This is a genomic window from Burkholderia sp. COPS, from assembly GCF_019425585.1.
Taxonomy (GTDB): Bacteria; Pseudomonadota; Gammaproteobacteria; order Burkholderiales; family Burkholderiaceae; genus Burkholderia; species Burkholderia cepacia.
This window is the reverse complement of the sequence record NZ_WIXR01000060.1, coordinates 93,545-112,275: the sequence shown is the minus strand read 5'-3', so window position 1 is coordinate 112,275 and position 18,731 is coordinate 93,545. Positions and strand designations below refer to the sequence as shown.

At 67.2% G+C, this 18,731-nt stretch carries 14 protein-coding genes; 9 read left to right on the top strand and 5 right to left on the bottom strand.

What is annotated here, in order from left to right; translation table 11 throughout:
* Positions 1–327 precede the first annotated feature (327 nt).
* The 4 genes from FOZ70_RS34770 (at position 328) to FOZ70_RS34755 (ending at position 4,658) form a co-directional block, all read left to right on the top strand.
* Complete coding sequence (locus tag FOZ70_RS34770) at positions 328–657, top strand: H-NS histone family protein (RefSeq protein WP_021160121.1); 330 nt, start codon at positions 328–330, stop codon at positions 655–657.
* A 297-nt stretch (positions 658–954) separates the two neighbouring features.
* Positions 955–2,202, top strand: coding sequence for an MFS transporter (locus FOZ70_RS34765; protein ID WP_175889914.1), 1,248 nt, complete (start codon positions 955–957; stop codon positions 2,200–2,202).
* Positions 2,199–2,798 (top strand): Rossmann fold nucleotide-binding protein, encoded by a 600-nt coding sequence (locus FOZ70_RS34760; protein ID WP_021160123.1) that lies wholly within the window; start codon positions 2,199–2,201, stop codon positions 2,796–2,798. Before FOZ70_RS34765 ends, FOZ70_RS34760 begins: the two co-directional genes overlap by 4 nt.
* Before the next feature lie 468 nt (positions 2,799–3,266).
* Positions 3,267–4,658 (top strand): hypothetical protein, encoded by a 1,392-nt coding sequence (locus FOZ70_RS34755; protein ID WP_219707718.1) that lies wholly within the window; start codon positions 3,267–3,269, stop codon positions 4,656–4,658.
* Positions 4,659–4,878: 220 nt separating this feature from the next.
* Here FOZ70_RS34755 and FOZ70_RS34750 read toward each other — a convergent pair whose 3' ends face one another.
* The 3 genes from FOZ70_RS34750 to FOZ70_RS34740 form a co-directional block, all read right to left on the bottom strand.
* Complete coding sequence (locus FOZ70_RS34750) at positions 4,879–5,988, bottom strand: polyamine ABC transporter substrate-binding protein (RefSeq protein WP_048029152.1); 1,110 nt, start codon at positions 5,986–5,988, stop codon at positions 4,879–4,881.
* 241 nt (positions 5,989–6,229) lie between these two features.
* Positions 6,230–6,454, bottom strand: coding sequence for a hypothetical protein (locus FOZ70_RS34745; protein WP_021160126.1), 225 nt, complete (start codon positions 6,452–6,454; stop codon positions 6,230–6,232).
* Positions 6,455–6,877: 423 nt separating this feature from the next.
* Positions 6,878–7,858, bottom strand: coding sequence for a helix-turn-helix domain-containing GNAT family N-acetyltransferase (locus FOZ70_RS34740; protein WP_219707717.1), 981 nt, complete (start codon positions 7,856–7,858; stop codon positions 6,878–6,880).
* Positions 7,859–8,134: 276 nt separating this feature from the next.
* Between FOZ70_RS34740 and FOZ70_RS34735 the strand changes: the two genes are divergently transcribed.
* On the top strand, positions 8,135–8,509 hold the full coding sequence (locus tag FOZ70_RS34735) for a hypothetical protein (protein WP_059489298.1): 375 nt from the start codon (positions 8,135–8,137) through the stop codon (positions 8,507–8,509).
* 34 nt (positions 8,510–8,543) lie between these two features.
* Here FOZ70_RS34735 and FOZ70_RS34730 read toward each other — a convergent pair whose 3' ends face one another.
* Together FOZ70_RS34730 and FOZ70_RS34725 are read right to left on the bottom strand one after the other, a co-directional pair.
* Positions 8,544–10,979: a PEP-utilizing enzyme gene (locus tag FOZ70_RS34730; RefSeq protein WP_219707716.1), complete on the bottom strand. Its 2,436-nt coding sequence runs from the start codon at positions 10,977–10,979 to the stop codon at positions 8,544–8,546.
* 329 nt (positions 10,980–11,308) lie between these two features.
* On the bottom strand, positions 11,309–12,403 hold the full coding sequence (locus FOZ70_RS34725; RefSeq protein ID WP_219707715.1) for an AraC family transcriptional regulator: 1,095 nt from the start codon (positions 12,401–12,403) through the stop codon (positions 11,309–11,311).
* A 251-nt stretch (positions 12,404–12,654) separates the two neighbouring features.
* Between FOZ70_RS34725 and FOZ70_RS34720 the strand changes: the two genes are divergently transcribed.
* The 4 genes from FOZ70_RS34720 to FOZ70_RS34705 all read left to right on the top strand — a co-directional run bounded on the left by FOZ70_RS34720 (position 12,655) and on the right by FOZ70_RS34705 (position 18,663).
* On the top strand, positions 12,655–14,046 hold the full coding sequence (locus FOZ70_RS34720) for an APC family permease (RefSeq protein ID WP_059620381.1): 1,392 nt from the start codon (positions 12,655–12,657) through the stop codon (positions 14,044–14,046).
* Positions 14,047–14,096: 50 nt separating this feature from the next.
* Positions 14,097–15,494: an aspartate aminotransferase family protein gene (locus FOZ70_RS34715; protein ID WP_059652006.1), complete on the top strand. Its 1,398-nt coding sequence runs from the start codon at positions 14,097–14,099 to the stop codon at positions 15,492–15,494.
* 36 nt (positions 15,495–15,530) lie between these two features.
* The gene (locus FOZ70_RS34710; protein WP_219707714.1) at positions 15,531–16,955 is read left to right on the top strand and encodes an aldehyde dehydrogenase family protein; all 1,425 of its coding nucleotides are present in this window, start codon (positions 15,531–15,533) and stop codon (positions 16,953–16,955) included.
* Positions 16,956–17,160: 205 nt separating this feature from the next.
* Complete coding sequence (locus FOZ70_RS34705; protein WP_219707713.1) at positions 17,161–18,663, top strand: M81 family metallopeptidase; 1,503 nt, start codon at positions 17,161–17,163, stop codon at positions 18,661–18,663.
* Positions 18,664–18,731 lie beyond the last annotated feature (68 nt).

Genomic DNA, 18,731 nt, shown 5'->3' with positions numbered 1-18,731 from the left:
GCGGCCGGGTTCGGATCGACGCCGGCCGACGACTTCTGCATCGCGATGCCGTGCACTGCTATCATTCGCGCCATGCCGCGCCAGTGCCTGGTGCGGCGCTTACTTGCCGCAGTCGTTCGCCCGTGCCTTCGTATGCGGCGGGCTGCGCGTCGCCGGGCCGGTTCAGTCTGTCATCGATTGACGCGCGACGTCGTTTAGTGCGTATCGCGCAAGCCGCGCCGGCTCAGGCAAACGATACATCTATTTGACAGCACCCATCGGCGGAACTTCGTGGTAGGTTCCGCCATCGGAGCTTTTTGCGAAAACATGCCCACAGAGGATGAATACATGACCCAGGCCCTGCAGGAACTCGAAGCACAACTTCGGGACCTGAATATCAAGCTGTCGGATGCGAAGCAGAAGGAGAAGCAGGCCGCGCTCGCGGCATTCAAGGAACAGGTCGAGCTTTTGGGAATTTCGCAGCAGGAAGTGCTGAGCGCGCTCGGTTATATCGTCCAGCGAAAACGCAAGGCACCTGCCAAGTACTACGATCCGACGACCGGCCGCTCATGGTCGGGCCGCGGCCCGCGGCCGAAATGGCTCGAAGGCAAGGATCTCGAGACGCTCGCCGTCGACCGCGAGGCCAAGACCTGGTGGCCCGGAGACGACCAGGGCTGAAGCCGGCCAGGCCGCCGGACCATCCGGCGCCCTCCGGCTCGCGCAAGCGGGCCGGCCGGCAACCCGCTCTCCCCACGTAGTCGTTCGTCCGGTGTCCGGCCTGGCCGCGACGTCGCCGGCTTCACCGCCGACACCGGCCCGCCGTTTTACTCTCCCGTTCATGACCCGCAGGTTGCCGCCATGTCGTCCCGCAGGCGGGCGCCGGCGCGCGCGGACCCTCGCCACGGGCCGACCTGCCGGCCCTTCGTTCGCGGGCACAGGCCTTAGAATGTCGCCGGACAATCGTGGCGGGACACCATGGCAGCAAACATGAAATCTCCGACGCTCGGCGGCCCGTCGGCCCCGCGCGTCGAGCAGGTCGGCGCGTACGCGTGGAAAGCGCTGGCCGGATCGGCGATCGGCTATGCGATGGACGGCTTCGACCTGCTGATCCTCGGCTTCATGCTGCCGGCGATTACGGCGGCATTGCACCTGACAGCCGGGCAGGGCGGCGCGCTCGTCACCTGGACGCTGATCGGCGCCGTCGCGGGCGGCATCCTGTTCGGTGCGCTGAGCGACCGCTACGGGCGTGTGCGTGTGCTGACCTGGACGATCCTGCTGTTCGCGGTCTTCACCGGGCTGTGTGCGTTCGCACAGGGCTTCCAGGATCTGCTCGTCTACCGCACCATCGCGGGCATCGGGCTGGGCGGCGAGTTCGGGATCGGCATGGCGCTCGCCGCGGAAGCGTGGCCGGCCAGCAAACGCGCACGCGTGTCGTGCTACGTCGCGCTCGGCTGGCAGGCCGGCGTGCTGCTGGCCGCCCTGCTGACACCGTTCCTGCTGCTGCACATTGGCTGGCGCGGGATGTTCCTGGTCGGCGTGCTGCCCGCGCTGCTCGCGTGGGCGATGCGCAACAAGCTGCACGAGCCGGAGGCGTTCGTGCAGCGCGCGGCGCAGCCGAAGGCCAACGCGTTCCGCCTGCTCGTCGCGGACGGCCGCACCGCGCGCACGAGCCTCGGCATCGTGATCCTGTGTTCGGTCCAGAACTTCGGCTACTACGGGATCATGATCTGGCTGCCGACCTTCCTGTCGAAACAGATGGGTTTCTCGCTGACGAAGTCGGGAGTGTGGACGGCGGTGACGGTCGTCGGGATGATGATCGGCGTCTGGGTGTTCGGGCAGCTGGCCGACCGCATCGGGCGCAAGCCGACGTTCCTGCTGTACCAGCTCGGCGCGGTGGCGACGGTCATCGCGTATGCGCAGCTGTCGGACCCCACGGCGATGCTGTGGGCCGGCGCGCTGATGGGCATGTTCGTCAACGGGATGGTCGGTGGCTACGGGACGCTGATGTCGGAGGGTTATCCGACGGCCGCACGCGCAACCGCGCAGAACGTGCTGTGGAACATCGGCCGCGCGGTGGGCGGCTTCGGCCCGGTCGCGGTCGGCGCGCTTGCCGCGCACTATTCGTTCCAGACGGCCATCGCGATGCTCGCCGGCCTCTACGTGCTCGACATGGTCGCGACGCTGTTCCTGATTCCCGAGCTCAAGGGCGTCGAGCTCGAATGAGCGCGGCGAGCGCGCGCAATCCAACCACTTCTCCGGAAACCACGATGCAGCAGAAGAACAGGACGATCGGCGTGATGGGCTCGGGCAAGGAGCCGTGGCTCGCGTTTTCGGAGCCGCTCGGCGCATGGCTCGCGCAGGCCGGATTCAACCTGCTGACGGGCGGCGGGCAGGGCGTGATGCTGGCGGTCGCGCGGGCGTTCGCCGGCGTGCCCGGGCGGGCCGGGCGATCGATCGGCATCCTGCCGACGCAGGCCGATCCGCTCGCGGGCTTCGTGCCGCTCGACGGCTATCCGCATCCGTTCGTCGACATCCCGATCCTCACGCCGCTGCCGCGCCGCGAGCCGGATGCCGAGCCGCACACGATCAACCGCAACTACGTGAACGTGCTGAGCAGCGACCTGATCGTCGCGCTGCCGGGCGGGCACGGCACGGCCGAGGAGATTGCGCTCGCGCTGCGCTGGCGCAAGCCGCTCGTCTGCTTCGGGCCGGAGGGGGCGTTTCGCGCGCTCGCGGCGGGCGCTACGTGCACGTCGTCGCTCGACGACGTGATCCGGTTCGTGGAAGACGCGTTTGCGGCGGAGCGGGTGTCGCGATAGTTGATGCAATCGGCCTCGGTGGAGATCGGACACGCTCGTGTCCCGGCCGGTCATCCCGCATGCCGAGTGCACGTTCACGGTCGAATGGCAGTCATTGCATCATGGTCGAGCCGCGAACAGAGGCATGACCGATGGTCTCGCACCACATCTGGCCCAGACGCCACGGGGGGCGCCGGTCGACATGTTGGTAGATGCGGTTCACGTCGTGACGGTGTTCGCGGTGGTGACATGCAACACGGTGCGGGGTGTGCGGCTCCGGCAGGAGTGCCCGTATGCCTGGCGAGGCGCCGACCGGCAAACCAGTCCGTCAAGACGAGATTGCCGGTGAAATAAAACAAAGAGACTGATTTTTTAGAATATATAAAAGAGATCCGTTGATTGTTGTTTTTGGCATATCACACCTAGAATGATTCTGGTTAAGGCCGGGATTTTAGATGGGTCGATCGTGTTGATTCAATGGATTGAAAAATGAATGAAATTGTTTATATCGTCGCGGAGCGGTCGGGGTATTTTCTCGGCAAATATTTGGGCTGGCTGATATACCCCTATCTCGTGATATTGAAAGGCGGCGCCTGGAATATTCAGCAAAGTTTTGAAGGACTCGGACTTGTCTCGTCGAATTTTGTCGAGAAGGATGCGCAGGGGCAGGTCGTTTCGAGTTATTGGTCGCCAGGCGAAGCGATGCTGCCGATTCTGGTCGTGCTCTGGATACTCTTGCTGGTGTTGGCGTTTCTCTACATCACGACGGGATATGTGCTCGCCCGGAAGAAGGGGGCCCTGGTTGCATTGTCAATTCTTTTGCTCCCGGGGTTGCTGGTACTGCAGGGCTGGTGGCCCTTGATTTCATTTGTGCCCGATTCGTTCGTCATCGGCGGGAGCGGTGTGCTGGGCAGCGGTTGGGGCATGCTGACGCTGGTAGGTTTAGGGCTGGTCGCGGGATGGTGCGGCGTGCTTGTGCTCATCGACCTCCTTCCGATCGGCGACGGTTTCGGGCATGTCTACGATCATGTTTGGTACGCGGCCGCGTTGCTCGCGGGCATTTTTTCCGTGTTCGATTCGCAAGCGAACCGGCATGTCCAGTCTCTGCAGGAGAGTTCCCGCGATATGCAGAGAGCAAGCGCCTATCTGTTGAAGCAGGCGGAACGGTATGAATCGTGGTGCGCGCAGAACAGGCTGGGAGAGAGCCTGTCATGCCGCTGGGCGTCGAGCGTGCAGCAAACACTGCTCGATTACTCGGCAGAAGATCCGGCTGTCTTTGTCGTCACGGGGCCGCACGCCGCGGCGGATATGTACCAGATCAACGGGCAACGTCTGACACCGGAGCAAATCACGTCGTTGCGAAACGAAATTGCGACATACAACGAGGACATGTGTCCTGTTACGCGGATCGACGATAGGGTCAGCGTGTTGCCGCCGTCATCGTCGCGGTGCCTGAGAACCCCGATACAGTTCTGCACGTCGTTTCCCGAGCGGCTTGACGGGCGAGACGTCAGGCACGATGCGTTCAATCCGGCATCGCTTGCAAGCGAATGTGTCGTCTCGACACTTGTCGCGTTTCGCGACCGGCAAGAGAAACTACTGACGCAGGTCAACGACGATCGTCGGTCGAAGCACTATCGATGGATCTACTACGTGCTTTTTTCCATTGTCATCGGCGGGAAAATCGCGCTGGCGACGGCCAAGACGGTGGGCTTGAACAAGCGCACGCCGACCGAGAGGCGGAGAAGCATGCACTGGGTTAGTCGTCTCTGGCAGATTTCATGGAGAGGATTGCAGATCATCTGGCGGGTGATCGCAGGGAGCGTGGCGATCTGCGTGGCATTACTGCGATTCGCGATGCCCCGGAGCGGAAAACGATAAGCCGAGACCAGCTGGCCTTTGCGGGAGCCCGATCGACGGCAACCTTACGCGGAGAGTTGCGGCCGTCCGTCGCGAAGCCGAAGTCTGACGAGGGCTCGTCGGTCAGTTGGGGCAGGCGGTCGACGCCCTGTCGGATAGGCCGACTATTCCGCAGCCGATCGGAACCATGCCCTGCGGCGCGAGCCGCCGCTGGGCACGGTTCAGTCCCGCGGCGCGACGCTCAGCGCCCCGTCTTCAACTGCGCCCACAGCCGGTTCTGCAGCCGGCGAATCTCGGGCGGCATCGGCTTCAGCAGCGTCATCCTGCTCAGTACCTCGTCGGCCGGATACACCGACGGGTCGCGCGCGATCGCGGGCTTTACGTACTGGCGCGCGGCCTTGTTCGCGGTCGGATAGAACACCGCGTTGGTGATGCCGGCGTTGACCTTCGGATCCTGCAGGTAGTTGATCCACTTCAGCGCGGCGTCGCGGTTCGGCGCATCCTTCGGGATCACCATCATGTCGAACCACAGCAGCCCGCCTTCCTTCGGATTCGCGAAGCGGATCTCGTACGGACGCTTCGCTTCGGCGGCGCGGCGGTGCGCAATGCCGACGTCGCCCGAATAGCCGAACGACACGCACAGGTCGTTGTTCGCGAGATCGTTGATGTAGCCCGACGAGTTGAACTGCGTGATGTACGGGCGCACCTTCTTCAGCACCTCGTACGCCGCGCGGTAGTCGGCCGGGTTCGTGCTGTTCGGGTCCTTGCCCATGTACTGCAGCGTGGCCGCGAACACGTCGACGGCCTGGTCGAGGAACGACACGCCGCAGCTCTTGAGCTTCGCCATGTTGGCCGGATCGAACACCAGCGCCCAGCTGTCGACCGGCGCCTTGTCGCCGAGCGCCTTCTTCACGGCCTGCACGTTGTAGCCGATGCCGTCGGTGCCGTAGGCCCATGGCACGCCGTACTGGTTGCCCGGATCGGCGTCGGCGACCATCTTCATCAGCAGCGGATCGAGGTTCGACAGGTTCGGCAGCTTCGACTTGTCGAGCGGCTGGTAGACGCTCGCCTGAATCTGCTTGGCCATGTAGTTCGACGTCGGCACGACGATGTCGTAGCCGGAATTCCCCGACATCAGTTTCGCCTGCAGCGTGTCGTCGCTGTCGTAGTTGTCGTAGCGGACGTGGAGGCCCGTCTGCTTCTGGAAGTTCGGGACCGTGTCCGGTGCGATGTAGTCGGACCAGTTGTAGATGTTCAGTTCACCGGCCGCGTGGGCGGTCGTGACGGCGGACGCGGCGGCCGACAGGGTGGCGGCGGTTGCAATGCTGCGGGCAAGCGTGCGGATTCGCATGAAGCAGTCTCCATTTTCAGCGCGCGTGTCGATCCGCGATGCGCGGGCCGGTGCGCGACGGTTCATCGGATGAAGCGGGCGTGCGCGAGCACCGCTCGCGGTGAGCGAGCGCGGTGCGCAACGATCAGGAGTCCGTTCGACTGCGGGCCGGCTCGCACGGAAACGAAGTGCGAGCGGATTCCGTCACCGGTCGGGCGACACGGCGGGCAGGTCGAACGGATGCAGGGAAAGGGAGGAAGCGCTAAGGCAGCAGCGAGGCCACGTCGTCGGTATGGATCGCGACGTACGCACGTGCGGCGACGGCGTTGTGGCGGCGAACGGAGCGGCAGGACAGGATGGTGTAGATCGACAGATGCAGGCGAGGACTTTGCCAGCCGTCACCACGGTCGTCGGTGGACGCGATCGCGGCGCGCAGGTTTCGCGCATCGCCTCGTCTCCACCGCACCAGCGGGCCACGGAATCTCACGTTTACTCTCGACCGGGTTGTTGAAAGTATTGAACACCTGACGATTCGCCAGCGACTGCCGTTTCAGGCCGCGGTCATCGAATTTGCCGCGATGCGTCATCGGTTTCGAGACGCGAACTGAAAGCTTGGCGGACCGCTGGATCGCCGAAACATGACGCTTCCGTGAATCATCAGGGAAATCGCTGTAAGGATGTCTCAGGATTTTCCCTAGTGATTCGCAGGCCGATGCAGGCGTTCGGCGTGATCGCGATAACGGATGAACCGCGCACGCGACGCGGCTCGAGCGGCCATGACGCGGGTCAAGTGATGAGAATATTCGACGGCCTGCAGCGCGAATCGCGCCGGAACGGTCGTCACAAAGGTAGTCGCAAAGGCACTCGAGAAACCATGAAGGGCGTCGCGGCGCAGACGGCCCGTCGACCCTCAGCCGCCGGATGGCCCCGGCCGGCTGAAGCGCTGCTCGACCACCTCGGTGCCCCAATGCGTGCCCGCGGATTCGCTCGTCAGCGTGAAGCCGAACGACTCGTACAGGTGGCGTGCCGAATCGAGGCCCTTGAACGTCCACAGATAGGTTTCGCGAAACCGCCGTGCGTCGACGAAGCGCATGGCTTCCGTCATGAGCCGGCGCCCGATGCCCGAGCCGCGCAACGCATCGTTCACGATGAACCATCGCAGGTGCGCGACGCCCGTTGCCGGGTCGCCGTCGATCGCGAGCGACGCGAGCGTGCGTCCGTCTTCCTGGCACAGCCAGAGCGCCTTGCCGTCGGCCGGCAGCGCACCGGCGAACTCGGCCAGCTCGGTCGCCACCCGCTTTTCGAAAAAGGCGCCGAATCCCCAGTGTTCCGAGTAGAAGCACGCGTGAAGGCCCGCGATATCGCCGATGCAGCCCGGCTGGTAGCCTTCGCGGATCGATGGCGCATCGGGTGTCGCGGCGCTTGCCCTGGCGGCGTTGTCCTGCGCGAGCGCATCGGCATACAGCGCGAGCGAGCGCAGCAGCGCCTGTTGATCCGCCGGCACCATGCGGCGCAGCGCATTCGACACCTGATCCGTCGCGAACGCGTCGATTCTTTTCTGGAGCTTCTTGCCGTCGGCGGTCAGGTACAGCTCGGTCGCGCGCGCATCGTCGCTCGACACGCGCCGTTCGACGATGCCGGCCGCCTCGAGCCGCGCGAGTTGCCGGCTGGTGTTCGACTTGTCCAGCCGCAGGATGTTGCCCAGATCGCGGGCGTTGATGCCGGGCGCCATCCCGATCTCGAGGATCGCGTGAACCGCCGAAGGCGCCCAGTCGCTGTCGGCCAGCGTCGCGCGCATGAAGCCGAGCTCGCGAACCAGTTTGCGGGAGAAGTCGCGAAGCTCGAGGATGGTTGCTTCGCGAGGCTTGGCGGGAGCGTCGATGAGGTCCATGGTCAGCCCGGAAAGGTTGCGGATCGCAATCAATAATAGTTGCGGGTCGCAACTTGATCAAGGCGGATTTTCATCGGGACGCGTCGTGCCGAGCGGTGCTTGCGGGGCCGGCGTCGGCGCGGATCGCGGGGACGGATGGGCGGGCGGTGAGTGGTATTGGCGCGGATGGCGGAGTGCCGCGAACCGGACGCATACTCGATGCATCCGGACGCCCCGCCATGCGAGCACGGGTGTCGGCCGGTCATCGATCCGCGGCGGCGGACAACGGAGCCCACCATGAACAATCTGAAGCCGATGACGATTGCGTTGCTTGCCGGATGCGGGATCGGTGCCGGTGCCGTTCACGCGGCCGGCAGCATGGATGCGCCGCCCTGCAGCGCGGCGCATGCGGCGGATCAGGGCGGGATCGCCGCGATGCCGGGCACGTCGGTGCGCAGCTTTTCGACCGCCGGTTGCTCGGGCGCGGTGCTGCAGGGCGAACGGGCGACCGCGACGGTCAACGGCGACCGGATCGAGCTGCGGGACGGCATCGTCTACGTGAACGGCCGTTCCTACGGCGCCGTCACACCGGCACAGACGGTCGAATACGAAGCCGCGCACGACCGGCGTACGTTGAAGGTCGACGGAAAACTCCGCACGCCGGTGCGCTGAGTACGCGCCCGGGCCCGCGGCAACCGTGTCGCGCCTAGTCGACCAGCGTCAGCCGGCCGTCGCTGAGCCGCACCTCGCGCCCGATCCACGCCGCGTCGACGCGCGGCAGCACGGCCGACGGCTTGCGCAGTTCGCGCAGCAGCGTCGCGCCGTGCGACAGCCGGCCGCCCATGCGCGCGATCACCGCACGCGCGGCCTGGTACTGCGCGTGCCGGCCCGGGTCGAGCGTGTCTTCCAGCAGGATGTCGCGGCCGAGCACGCCTTGCGTGTGGCCCGGATAGATCATGAAGCCGGCCGCCTCGTCGGTGCCTTCGCTGCCGTCCTGCCAGAAGCTGCCGTTGCGTTCGCGGCGATCGGGATGGGGCGCGAACCATGCGTCGCGGTCGGCGGCCGGCATCGCGTGATGCAGGCGGAAGAACACGCGCATCAGGTTGTCGCGATACCACTCGCGCACCTGCAGATACCAGCCGCGCATGCCGGGCGCGCCGAGCGCGTGGAGTACGCGGACGGGCAGCGGCCAGTCGGGAAACGCCTGCAACGGCAGATCGGCGGGCGCGGGCCGTGCGGTGCCCGGATCGGTTTCCCACGGCAGGCGATGCGGGCTGTTCCCGAGCTGGCCATATGCGGTCTGCGGACGGCCCCAGAGCGCGCCGCCGCTGCTGGCCAGCGATGACGCGATGCACAGGTTGCCCTGTACGACGAACACGTAGAAGCGCGTGAACCAGTCGGCCAGCTGCCGGCCGTCGGCGCGTTGCTCGACGAGCGTCGCGAGTTCCCGGTCGAAGCGCTGCAGGCCGCGTTCGAGCGTCGGCAGATGCCCGCGTGCGGCGCGCAGCATGCGCCAGAACACCGGCAGCGAACGCAGCAGCCGCAGCGGGCGCCAGCGCAGCGGCGGGGTCGCGCCGCCGATCTCGCCGCTGTAGTTGCCGGCCGATACGCCCCAGTCTGCGAGACGGGCGAGGAACAGGTCGTTGTTGATGTACGACGCGCCGCCGTAGAGCGCGGTGAATGGTTCGTTGTCCTGCAATACGCGTGCATCCCAGCGCGCCATGATGGCCGGGATGCTGCCGGCCGCACGCCGTTGTGCGTACTCGACCAGCCGGCTGGGCTGCGGCGGCAGGATCTCGGCGATGTTCGCGGCGGTCAGGTGCCGGTGCCAGCCGTAGCTGCTGATCGGGCGATATTGCAGCAGCCACAGCTGCGTGCCGTCCCACGCCCATTCGACATCACCCGGCACGTAGTGGAACGCGCGCAGCACGCGTTGCAGGAAGGTCCACAGTTGCGTCGCGCCTAGGCCGTGCGCGCCCGGGAACGTGCCGCGCTGCCAGGGCTCGCCGAGCCGCGACAGGATCGCGCGTTGCGGGCTGGCCTGGCCGTCGGCGAGCGATTCGAGGTGGCCTTCCACCCATTCGACTTCGACCGCGAGATGCCGCACGAACGCGATGCCCGACAGCACGGGCGTGATGAAGCGTTGCACGACCGTTTCCTCGAGGCCGCCGTCGAGCAGCTCGGCCACGCGCGCGGCTGCCTGCGAGGCTGGTACGCGCAGGAACGTGGTGTGCAGGCCCGCGTTGGCCGCATCGGCCTGGTCTTCGCCATGGCTCGACGAGCGGATCGCCCACTCGGCGTCGGGCTGGCTCGCGAGAAAGCCGGGCAGGCGCGGATCGTCGGCGCGGGTCAGCGACAGCGCGGGCGGCACGGGCAGGCCGGCCATCGTCGCCAGCGCCAGGCGCCCGCCCTTGGTGTGCGCGACGAAGCCGGCGTCGCCCGCTTCGAGCCACTGCGCGAATGCCGCCGGCGCGTCGATCCACGGATAGTGTCCCCAGCCGGCCTGCAGCGTGACGGTGAGCTCGGCGCGCGCGAGGATGGCCGACCATGCGGCGGCCTGGCGCACGCCGAGCACGGCGTCCTGGTCGCCCCACACGAGTTCGATGCGATCGGTGACCCACTCGAGCAGCGGCAGCGCGGTATCGGCGCGCACGAGATCCCAGTGCGGCAGGAACGCGCGGCAGCGCGCGTAGCCGGCGCCCATGCGGCGGTACTGCGCGTGTGTCCAGGTCAGGTTCGAGAACTTGCGGGCGAACAGCGCCGGGTAGTGCGCGAGCAGCCAGTGAACGGTCTTGCGCAGCGGCTTCGGCGCCATCAGTTTCGGCAGGCGCCGTTCCCACAGAAATGCACCGACGGGCGCGAGCAGCACACTGCGGCCGAAGTGGCCGGGGCGCCGTTGCAACGCGTGCAGCACCAGCAGCGCGTTCACGCCGACCGCCATGATCGCGTGGCCCGGTTCGGTTGCGTCCAGCAGCGCTTGCGCATACGCGGCGAGATCTTCGCAGGGCGGCGCGGGGTTGTCGCCGAAGCCCGGCAGTTCCAGCGGCACGGGCCGGTAATGGCGGAAGTGGGGCAGCGTGTCGTCCCACCAGTCGGCCGCGCTGCCGTTGCCGGCGAGGAGGTACAGGATCGGTTTGCTCATGGAGGCTTCGTCGGCGGGCGATCGTCGCGGTGGCGCGCGCCCGGATGGGGCGGCGCGGCCCGCGGATGCCGCTGCGCAGTTTCGTGTCGTCTTGTTCGCGTTGCGCCGGTGCGAGTGGAATGGAAGCGTGGCCCCGCTCGGCTTGATGGTTGCGCGCATTCTACTTGAGTCGACCCGGACGATAACCGCCATCTCGAACGCGACGCCATGCAGACGCAGGTCATGCATGACGTGTGCGGGAATGACCGATGCCGTCAATGAATCCCGCTCGTGGCCGGATGGCGTGAAGGCTTGTGCTGCGCGCCTTTCAACCCGGCGTCCATGGCGCGTTACGTGTCCGACTCGGCGCCGGCGCGCGGCGGGTGCCCGGTCCAGCGTCGATACGCATGGCGGAAGCTGCGCGGCTCGCTGTAGCCGAGACGTTCCGCAATGGCCGCGACCGTCAGCTCCGGATCGTCGAGCATCCGGACCGCCTCGTCGCGGCGCACGTCGTCGAGCAGCGACTGGAACGTGAGGCCGTCCTTGTCGAGCCGACGGCGCAGCGTGCGCTCCGTCAGGTGCAGCGCGTTCGCGAGCGACGTCATCGACTTGAAACGCGCGAGGTCGCGCGCCATCAGCTCCTTCGCGCGATCGGCGAAACGCGTGCCGACCGACGCGGCCCACTGCCGTTCGAGCGCCTCGCACTGGCCGTGCAGCGCATTGAAGCTGACTTCGTTCGCGAGCAGCGGCATCTCGGTGCCGTTCACGGACGTGAACACGAGCCGGTTGTCACCGGCATTGAACGCGACCTTGCAGCCGAAGTGGCGCGTGTAGTCGGCCGCGTTGCGCGGCGTGCGGCGCGCGAGCTGTACCTGCGCGGGCCAGACCGGCTTGCCGACGAGGTCGGACACGATCAGGCGCAGGCTCGACAGGCACATGTCGACCTGGAACACCTCGAGATCGGGCTCGCCGTTGTAGCGGCTGATGGTCACGCTCATGCCGTCCGCATTCGCATCGATACGCACGTCGAAATACAGGCCCATGAACAGCGGAAACTGGCTCATGCACCGGAATGCCTGCATGACGGAGCCGCTGATCAGCATCGCGTAGCCGGCGAGGCCGAGTGTCGATACGTGCAGCCGCGCGCCGATCGACAGCCCGATCGACGGCACGCCGCTGCGCTGCAGCAGGTTGTGGAAGCAGCGCTGCTCCTGGCCGCGATTCACGTGCAGGTTCGGCGACGCGACTTCGTCCGCGCCGAGCCCCGTGCCTTCGAGCAGCGCGGCACCGTCGATATGCCGCACGCGGCACTCGTCCAGCGCGACCGCGATCGCGTGGACGGTGGCGGGAATGTCCTCCTGGCGTCCGGCCGGGCGCGCGAGGCCGAGCGACGAACGCAGGCTGCGCTCGGCCCGGCTCTGGTTTCGATGAGATCGAGTGTCCATGGTGCTGACGGGGCGACTGGGTCGCGTAGAACATAGCCGGAATGTCCGCAAAACGCCAGTGCGGCACAGCACCATGCATGACGCGCCGGCGCGATACGCGGCGGGGTGTCCGGAAATATCCCCCGATTACGTCCGCATTTCTCATTCGTGGCGGAATTTTTGGCGCACCACACTTTCTTCCAGTCGTGCGCCGCCGGCCGTGCCGGGCGAACGAGTGTTGAAGCCGTGAACGCCACCTACGTGAGGACAGCATGGACAACGACAGCCCCGGTCGATACGCATCGGCCGCCGCGACGCAGGACTTCGCCGCACATGCGTTTCGCGGCGACGCGGACGAACGCCGCAAGCCGCACCTGCTCGGCCTCGCGACGCTGGTGATCTTCGGCCTCGCGTACATGCTGCCGATGACGGTGTTCACGACCTACGGGCTCGTCACGAGCGAGACGAACGGGCACCTGACGGCCGCGTATGCGGTCACGCTGGTCGCGATGCTGTTCACCGCGCGCAGTTATGGCCACATGGCGCGGCTGATGCCGAGCGCCGGGTCCGCCTATACGTTCGCGAGCCGCAATTTCGGCACGTCGGCCGGCTTCATGGTCGGCTGGGCGCTGCTGATGGACTACCTGTTCATTCCGATGATCAGCTACCTCGCGATCGGCATCTACATGAAGCAGATTTTTCCGATGGTGCCGGCCAGCGTGTGGATCGTCGGGAGCATCGCGCTGATCACCGGGCTGAACATCGTCGGCATCCGGCTCGTCAATCGCGTGAACCTGATCCTCATCGCGAGCCAGCTCGTGTTCATCGCGATCTTCGTCATCGCATCGGCGCGGGTCGCGGCAGGCGAGGGACTGTCGATGGCCGTCGCGTTGCCGTCGTCGGGCGATGCGCGCGCGATCTTCGCCGGGTCCGCGATCCTGTGCCTGTCGTTTCTCGGCTTCGACGCGGTCACCACGCTGTCGGAGGAAACGCGCGAGCCGAAGCGCACGGTGCCGCGCGCGATCCTGCTCTGCACGCTGGCGAGCGGCGTGCTGTTCATGCTGATCGCGTATGTCGGGCAGGTGGTGTTTCCCGACTGGCACGCATTCAAGGATCTCGATTCGGCCAGCCTCGAGCTGATGCGGCGCATCGGCGGCGGCACGCTGTCGGCGTTCTTCGTCGCCGTGTACGTGGCCGGCTGTTTCGCGAGCGCGATGGCCGGGCAGGCGAGCGTGACGCGCGTGCTGTTCGCGATGGGCCGCGACCGGGTGCTGCCCGAACGCGTGTTCGGCCACCTGCATGCGCGGCTGCGCACGCCGGTGCGCGCGACGCTCGCGGTCGGCGTCGTGTCGCTGTCCGCGCTGTTCGTCACGCTCGATCTCGCGTCGACGATGATCAGCTTCGGCGCGCTCGTCGCGTTCGCGGTCGTGAACCTGTGCGTGATGCGCAGTTATCTGTGCCGCGCCGAGCATCGCCGCTTCGCGGGCTGGATCACGTTCGGCGTGATGCCGGCGCTCGGCTTCGCGATGAACGTGTGGCTCTGGTCGGGGCTGTCGCGCCAGACGTTCTACGTCGGCATCGGCTGGCTCGTGCTCGGGCTCTGCCAGCTCGCATGGCTGACGCGCGGCTTCACGCGCCCGGCGCCGACACTGTCGATGAACTGAATGACCGGGCGCGCCGCGCCGGACCTGAAACCCTGAAGGAGGAGTGAACCATGAACGCTGTTGACGTCAATCTCGATGCGGACCTGCAGGCGCTCGGCAAGCGCCACCTGCTGATGCATTTCACGCACGCCGATGCGTATCGCGACCACGCGCTGACCGTGTTCGACCGCGGCGAAGGCTGCTGGCTCGTCGACCGCCACGGCAAGCGCTACTTCGATGCGCTGGCCGGGTTGTACTGCGTGCAGGTCGGCTACAGCCACGGCGCGGAAATCGGCGACGCGATCCGCGAGCAGATGGTGCGGCTGCCGTTCGCGACCAACTGGGGTGTCGGCCACGAGCCGGCGATCACGCTCGCGCACAAGCTCGCGACGCTCGCGCCGGACGGGCTGAACCGCGTGTTCTTCACGTCGAGCGGCTCGGAGTCGAACGAAGCGGCGATCAAGCTGGTGCGCCAGTATCACCAGTCGCGCGGCGAGCCGCAGCGGCGCAAGTTCATCGCACGTCGCGTCGCGTATCACGGCACGTCGTTCGGCGCGCTCGCGCTGAACGGGATGACGAACTTCCGCAAGCATTTCGAGCCGCTGATGTCGGGCGTGCGCCACGTGGGCAACACGAAACGCTACGGTCGCCCGGCGGGCGAGACGGAAGCGCAGTTCACGCGCCATCTGCTCGACGAGATCGAGTCGCTGATCGTGCAGGAAGGTCCGGATACCGTCGCCGCGATCGTCGTCGAGCCGTTGCAGAACGCGGGCGGCAGCCTGACGCCGCCGGCCGGCTACACGGCCGGGCTGCGCGACATCTGCGACCGGCACGGTGTGCTGCTCGTCGCCGACGAAGTGATCTGCGGGTTCGGCCGGCTCGGCGAATATTTCGGCTCCGCGCGCTACGGGCTGAAGCCGGACGTCATCACGTTCGCGAAAGGCATCGCGTCGGGCTACGTGCCGCTCGGCGGCGTGATCGCGAGCGACGCGGTCGTGGAAACGATCCTCGACGGCCCGCAGCAGATGTTCCTGCACGGCGCGACATACGGCGGCCATCCGGTCGCGTGCACGGCCGCGCTCGCGAACCTCGCGATCATGGAGCGCGAAGGCGTGCTCGAGAACGTCCGACGCAACGAAGCGGTGTTCCGCCAGACCCTCGACGGCCTGCTCGAACTGCCGTGCGTCGGCGACGTGCGCGGCGACGGTTACCACTATTCGCTCGAACTCGTGACCGACAAGGCCGCGCGCCGCTGGGCGGCCGGCATCAGCGCGCAGGCGTTCGTGTCGACGCTGCTCGCGCCCGCGATCTTCGACGCGGGGCTGCTGTGCCGCGCGGGCGTCGACCACGAAGGCACGCCGATCGTGCAGTTCTCGCCGCCGCTCGTGATGTCGCGCGACGAAATCGTGTGGTTCGTCGCGCAGATCCGCGACATCCTCGTCGACACCTTCGCGCGCGCGACGCGCTGAGCGCGACACCGGCATCCGTCACCACAGGAGCATTCGATGCGAACGTCACAACAGTCCTATATCGACGGCCAGTGGCTCGACCCGGCCGATGCGAAGGCGATCGACGTGATCGACCCGAGCACGGCGCGGCCGTATGCGCGGCTCAGGATCGGCGGCGCGGCCGACGTCGACCGTGCGGTCAGCGCGGCCCGGCAGGCCTTCGACACGTATTCGCGCTGGCCGGTGGGCGAGCGCGTCGCGCTGCTGCGGCGCGTGCTCGAGGTCTACCAGCGCCGCTACGAGGAGGTCGCGCGGACGATCAGCCAGGAGATGGGCGCACCGATCGCATTCGCGCGTGCGATGCAGGCGGCGGTCGGCACCGCGCACCTGGAGCAGACGATTCGCGCGCTGCAGTCGTTTCGCTTCAGCACGCAGACCGATTCGCTGCTGGTATCGCACGAGCCGATCGGCGTGTGCGCGCTGATCACACCATGGAACTGGCCGATCAACCAGATCGTGTGCAAGGTCGCGCCGGCGCTCGCCGCCGGCTGCACGATGGTGCTCAAGCCGAGCGAGATCGCGCCGTTCAGCGCGATCCTGTTCGCGGAGATCCTGCACGAAGCCGGCGTGCCGCCGGGCGTGTTCAACCTCGTGCACGGCTACGGGCACGAAGTGGGCGACGCGCTGTCGCGGCATCCGGAGGTCGACATGGTGTCGTTCACCGGTTCGACGCGCGCGGGTGTCGAGGTCGCGAAGGCGGCCGCCGATACCGTGAAGCGCGTGCACCAGGAACTCGGCAGCAAGAGCCCGAACCTGATCCTGCCCGATGCCGACATCGAGGATGCGGTCACGCGCGGTGCGCGCAGTTGCTTCAGCAACAGCGGGCAGTCGTGCAACGCGCCGACGCGGATGTTCGTGCACGTCGACCACCTTGCCGCAGCCGAGGCCGCGGCGCGCAACGAGGCGGCGCGCACCGTCGTCGGCGATCCGCGTTCGACGGAAACGGGCATCGGGCCGGTCGTCAGCCGCACGCAATTCGACCGCATCCAGCAGCTGATCCAGTGCGGGATAGACGAAGGCGCGACGCTCGTCGCCGGTGGCACCGGTCGGCCCGACGGGCTCGGCGACGGTTTCTACGTGAAGCCGACGGTGTTCTCCAACGTCACGCCGGACATGACGATCGCGCGCGAGGAAATCTTCGGGCCGGTGCTGTCGATCCTGACCTACCGCACCGAGGACGAGGCGATCGCGCTCGCGAACGATTCGGTCTACGGACTTGCGGCATACGTGCAGACGAAGGACCTCGAGCGCGCGCGCCGGGTCGCAGCACGGCTGCGGGTCGGCAATGTCCACATCAACTACCCGCCATGGAACCCGGCTGCGCCGTTCGGCGGCTACAAGCGCTCGGGCAACGGACGCGAGTATGCGGAGTTCGGCCTCGTCGAATATCTGGAGACGAAAGGCACGACGGGGTACGCTTGAGCGACGCGCGCCCCTGCCCCGATTCGCGACGACAAGCGACAAGCGACGAGCGAGCCGGCGGGCGGCGGCGCGATTCCGGCGACGGCACGCTGCGCGTGCCGCGTCGTTTCATCGTTTCATCGATTGAGGGGAGTTCGACGATGCGGGTGAAGGAGACGGCAGCGGGCCGACGCGATACGGCCGCGAACGTGGAGGGCAGTACACGATGAAGATCCTGATCGCCCGGATGAACCACGAGACGAACACGTTCTCGCCGGTGCCGACGCCGCTCGCCGCGTTCGGCCGCAACGGCCCCGACTGGGGCGATGATGCGTATCGCGCGAATCGCGGGATGCGCACCGCGATGTCCGCGTTCCTCGACGCGGCCGAGCGTGAAGGTGCCGGGATCGTCACGCCCGTATCGGCGGCCGCGAACCCGAGCGGCCCGGTCGCGGCCGACGCGTATGCGGCGATCTGCGATGCGATCGTCGCGGCCGCGCCGGGTTGCGATGCCGTGATGCTCGACCTGCACGGCGCGATGGTCGCCGAGCAGAGCGCGGACGGCGAGGGCGACCTGCTCGAACGCGTGCGCGCGGCGCTGCCCGATGCGCCGATCGCGGTCGCGCTCGACCTGCACGCGAACGTCACGCAGAAGATGATCGATCACGCGGACGTGATCGTCAGTTTCAAGACTTATCCGCACGTCGACATGTACGAGACGGGCGAGCATGCGGCGCGGTTGCTATTCGACCGGCTTCACGGTCGCGCGCGGCCCGTGCTCGCGTGGCGGCAGCCGCCGCTGATGACGTCGACGTTGCGCAGCGCGAGCGCGGAAGGCGCGATGAAGCGCGCGGTGGAGGCCGCGCGTGAGGCCGAGGCGGACGGGATGCTCGCGGTATCGGTGCTGCCGGGTTTCTCGCTCGCGGACATTCCCGCGCCGTGCATCAGCGTCGTCGTCGTGGCCGATGGCGACCGCGCCGCGGCCGACGCGGCGGCCGAGCGCATCGCGCGGCAGATCTGGGACGCGCGCGACGAATTCGTCTATCGCAGCGCGCCGCTCGCCGAATCGGTCGCGCAGGCGGCAGCGCTCGCGCGCGACGCAGATCGCCCCGCGCTGATGCTCGATCACGGCGACAATTGCATGTCGGGCGGCCCGTGCGACACGATGGACCTGCTCGAAGCCGCGCTCGCGCACGGGCTGGACGGGATCGTCAGCGGGCCGTTGTGCGACCCGCAGGCCGTTGCGGTGCTGATCGACGCGGGAGTCGGCGCGACCGTGACGGTGTCGGTCGGCAACCGCCTGCCGTCGCACGGCGGCGTGCGGCGCGAGCCGTTTCGCGCGACCGGCATCGTGCGTGCGCTCACCGACGGCGAATACGTGATCACGGGGCCGACTTACACGGGCCAGCGCGCGTACATGGGCCGCACGGCCGTGCTCGATATCGGCGCGGCCACGCTCGTCATCACCGAGCGTACGCAGGAGCCGTGGGACCTCGGCGTGTTCGAGAGCGTCGGCGTCGATCCGCGCCGCGCACGCTTCCTGCTGCTGAAATCGCGGATGTATTGCCGGCCGGTGTTCGTGCCGATCGCGGCCGCGCTGGTCGAGTGCGACAGCCGCGGCGTGACGAGCTCGGACTACGGGCTGTTTCACTACGAGCGGCTGGCGCGGCCGGTGTATCCGCTCGACGACGTCGGCGAGTGGCCGTCCGGCGCGCGACGGACGGGTTGACCGAAACGAACCGGGTGCGGGACGCCGGATTTGGCGGCTTTCGGGCATCATGCGGTGGTTTGACCCGT

What these genes read in the sequence shown, in the direction of transcription:
- FOZ70_RS34750 (WP_048029152.1), bottom strand. Translation starts at nt 5,988, where the DNA reads ATGCGAATCCGCACGCTTGCCCGCAGCATTGCAACCGCCGCCACCCTG.
- FOZ70_RS34705 (WP_219707713.1), top strand. Translation starts at nt 17,161, where the DNA reads ATGAAGATCCTGATCGCCCGGATGAACCACGAGACGAACACGTTCTCG.
- FOZ70_RS34740 (WP_219707717.1), bottom strand. Translation starts at nt 7,858, where the DNA reads ATGGACCTCATCGACGCTCCCGCCAAGCCTCGCGAAGCAACCATCCTC.
- FOZ70_RS34710 (WP_219707714.1), top strand. Translation starts at nt 15,531, where the DNA reads ATGCGAACGTCACAACAGTCCTATATCGACGGCCAGTGGCTCGACCCG.
- FOZ70_RS34725 (WP_219707715.1), bottom strand. Translation starts at nt 12,403, where the DNA reads ATGGACACTCGATCTCATCGAAACCAGAGCCGGGCCGAGCGCAGCCTG.
- FOZ70_RS34735 (WP_059489298.1), top strand. Translation starts at nt 8,135, where the DNA reads ATGAACAATCTGAAGCCGATGACGATTGCGTTGCTTGCCGGATGCGGG.
- FOZ70_RS34715 (WP_059652006.1), top strand. Translation starts at nt 14,097, where the DNA reads ATGAACGCTGTTGACGTCAATCTCGATGCGGACCTGCAGGCGCTCGGC.
- FOZ70_RS34755 (WP_219707718.1), top strand. Translation starts at nt 3,267, where the DNA reads ATGAATGAAATTGTTTATATCGTCGCGGAGCGGTCGGGGTATTTTCTC.
- FOZ70_RS34760 (WP_021160123.1), top strand. Translation starts at nt 2,199, where the DNA reads ATGAGCGCGGCGAGCGCGCGCAATCCAACCACTTCTCCGGAAACCACG.
- FOZ70_RS34765 (WP_175889914.1), top strand. Translation starts at nt 955, where the DNA reads ATGGCAGCAAACATGAAATCTCCGACGCTCGGCGGCCCGTCGGCCCCG.
- FOZ70_RS34770 (WP_021160121.1), top strand. Translation starts at nt 328, where the DNA reads ATGACCCAGGCCCTGCAGGAACTCGAAGCACAACTTCGGGACCTGAAT.
- FOZ70_RS34730 (WP_219707716.1), bottom strand. Translation starts at nt 10,979, where the DNA reads ATGAGCAAACCGATCCTGTACCTCCTCGCCGGCAACGGCAGCGCGGCC.
- FOZ70_RS34720 (WP_059620381.1), top strand. Translation starts at nt 12,655, where the DNA reads ATGGACAACGACAGCCCCGGTCGATACGCATCGGCCGCCGCGACGCAG.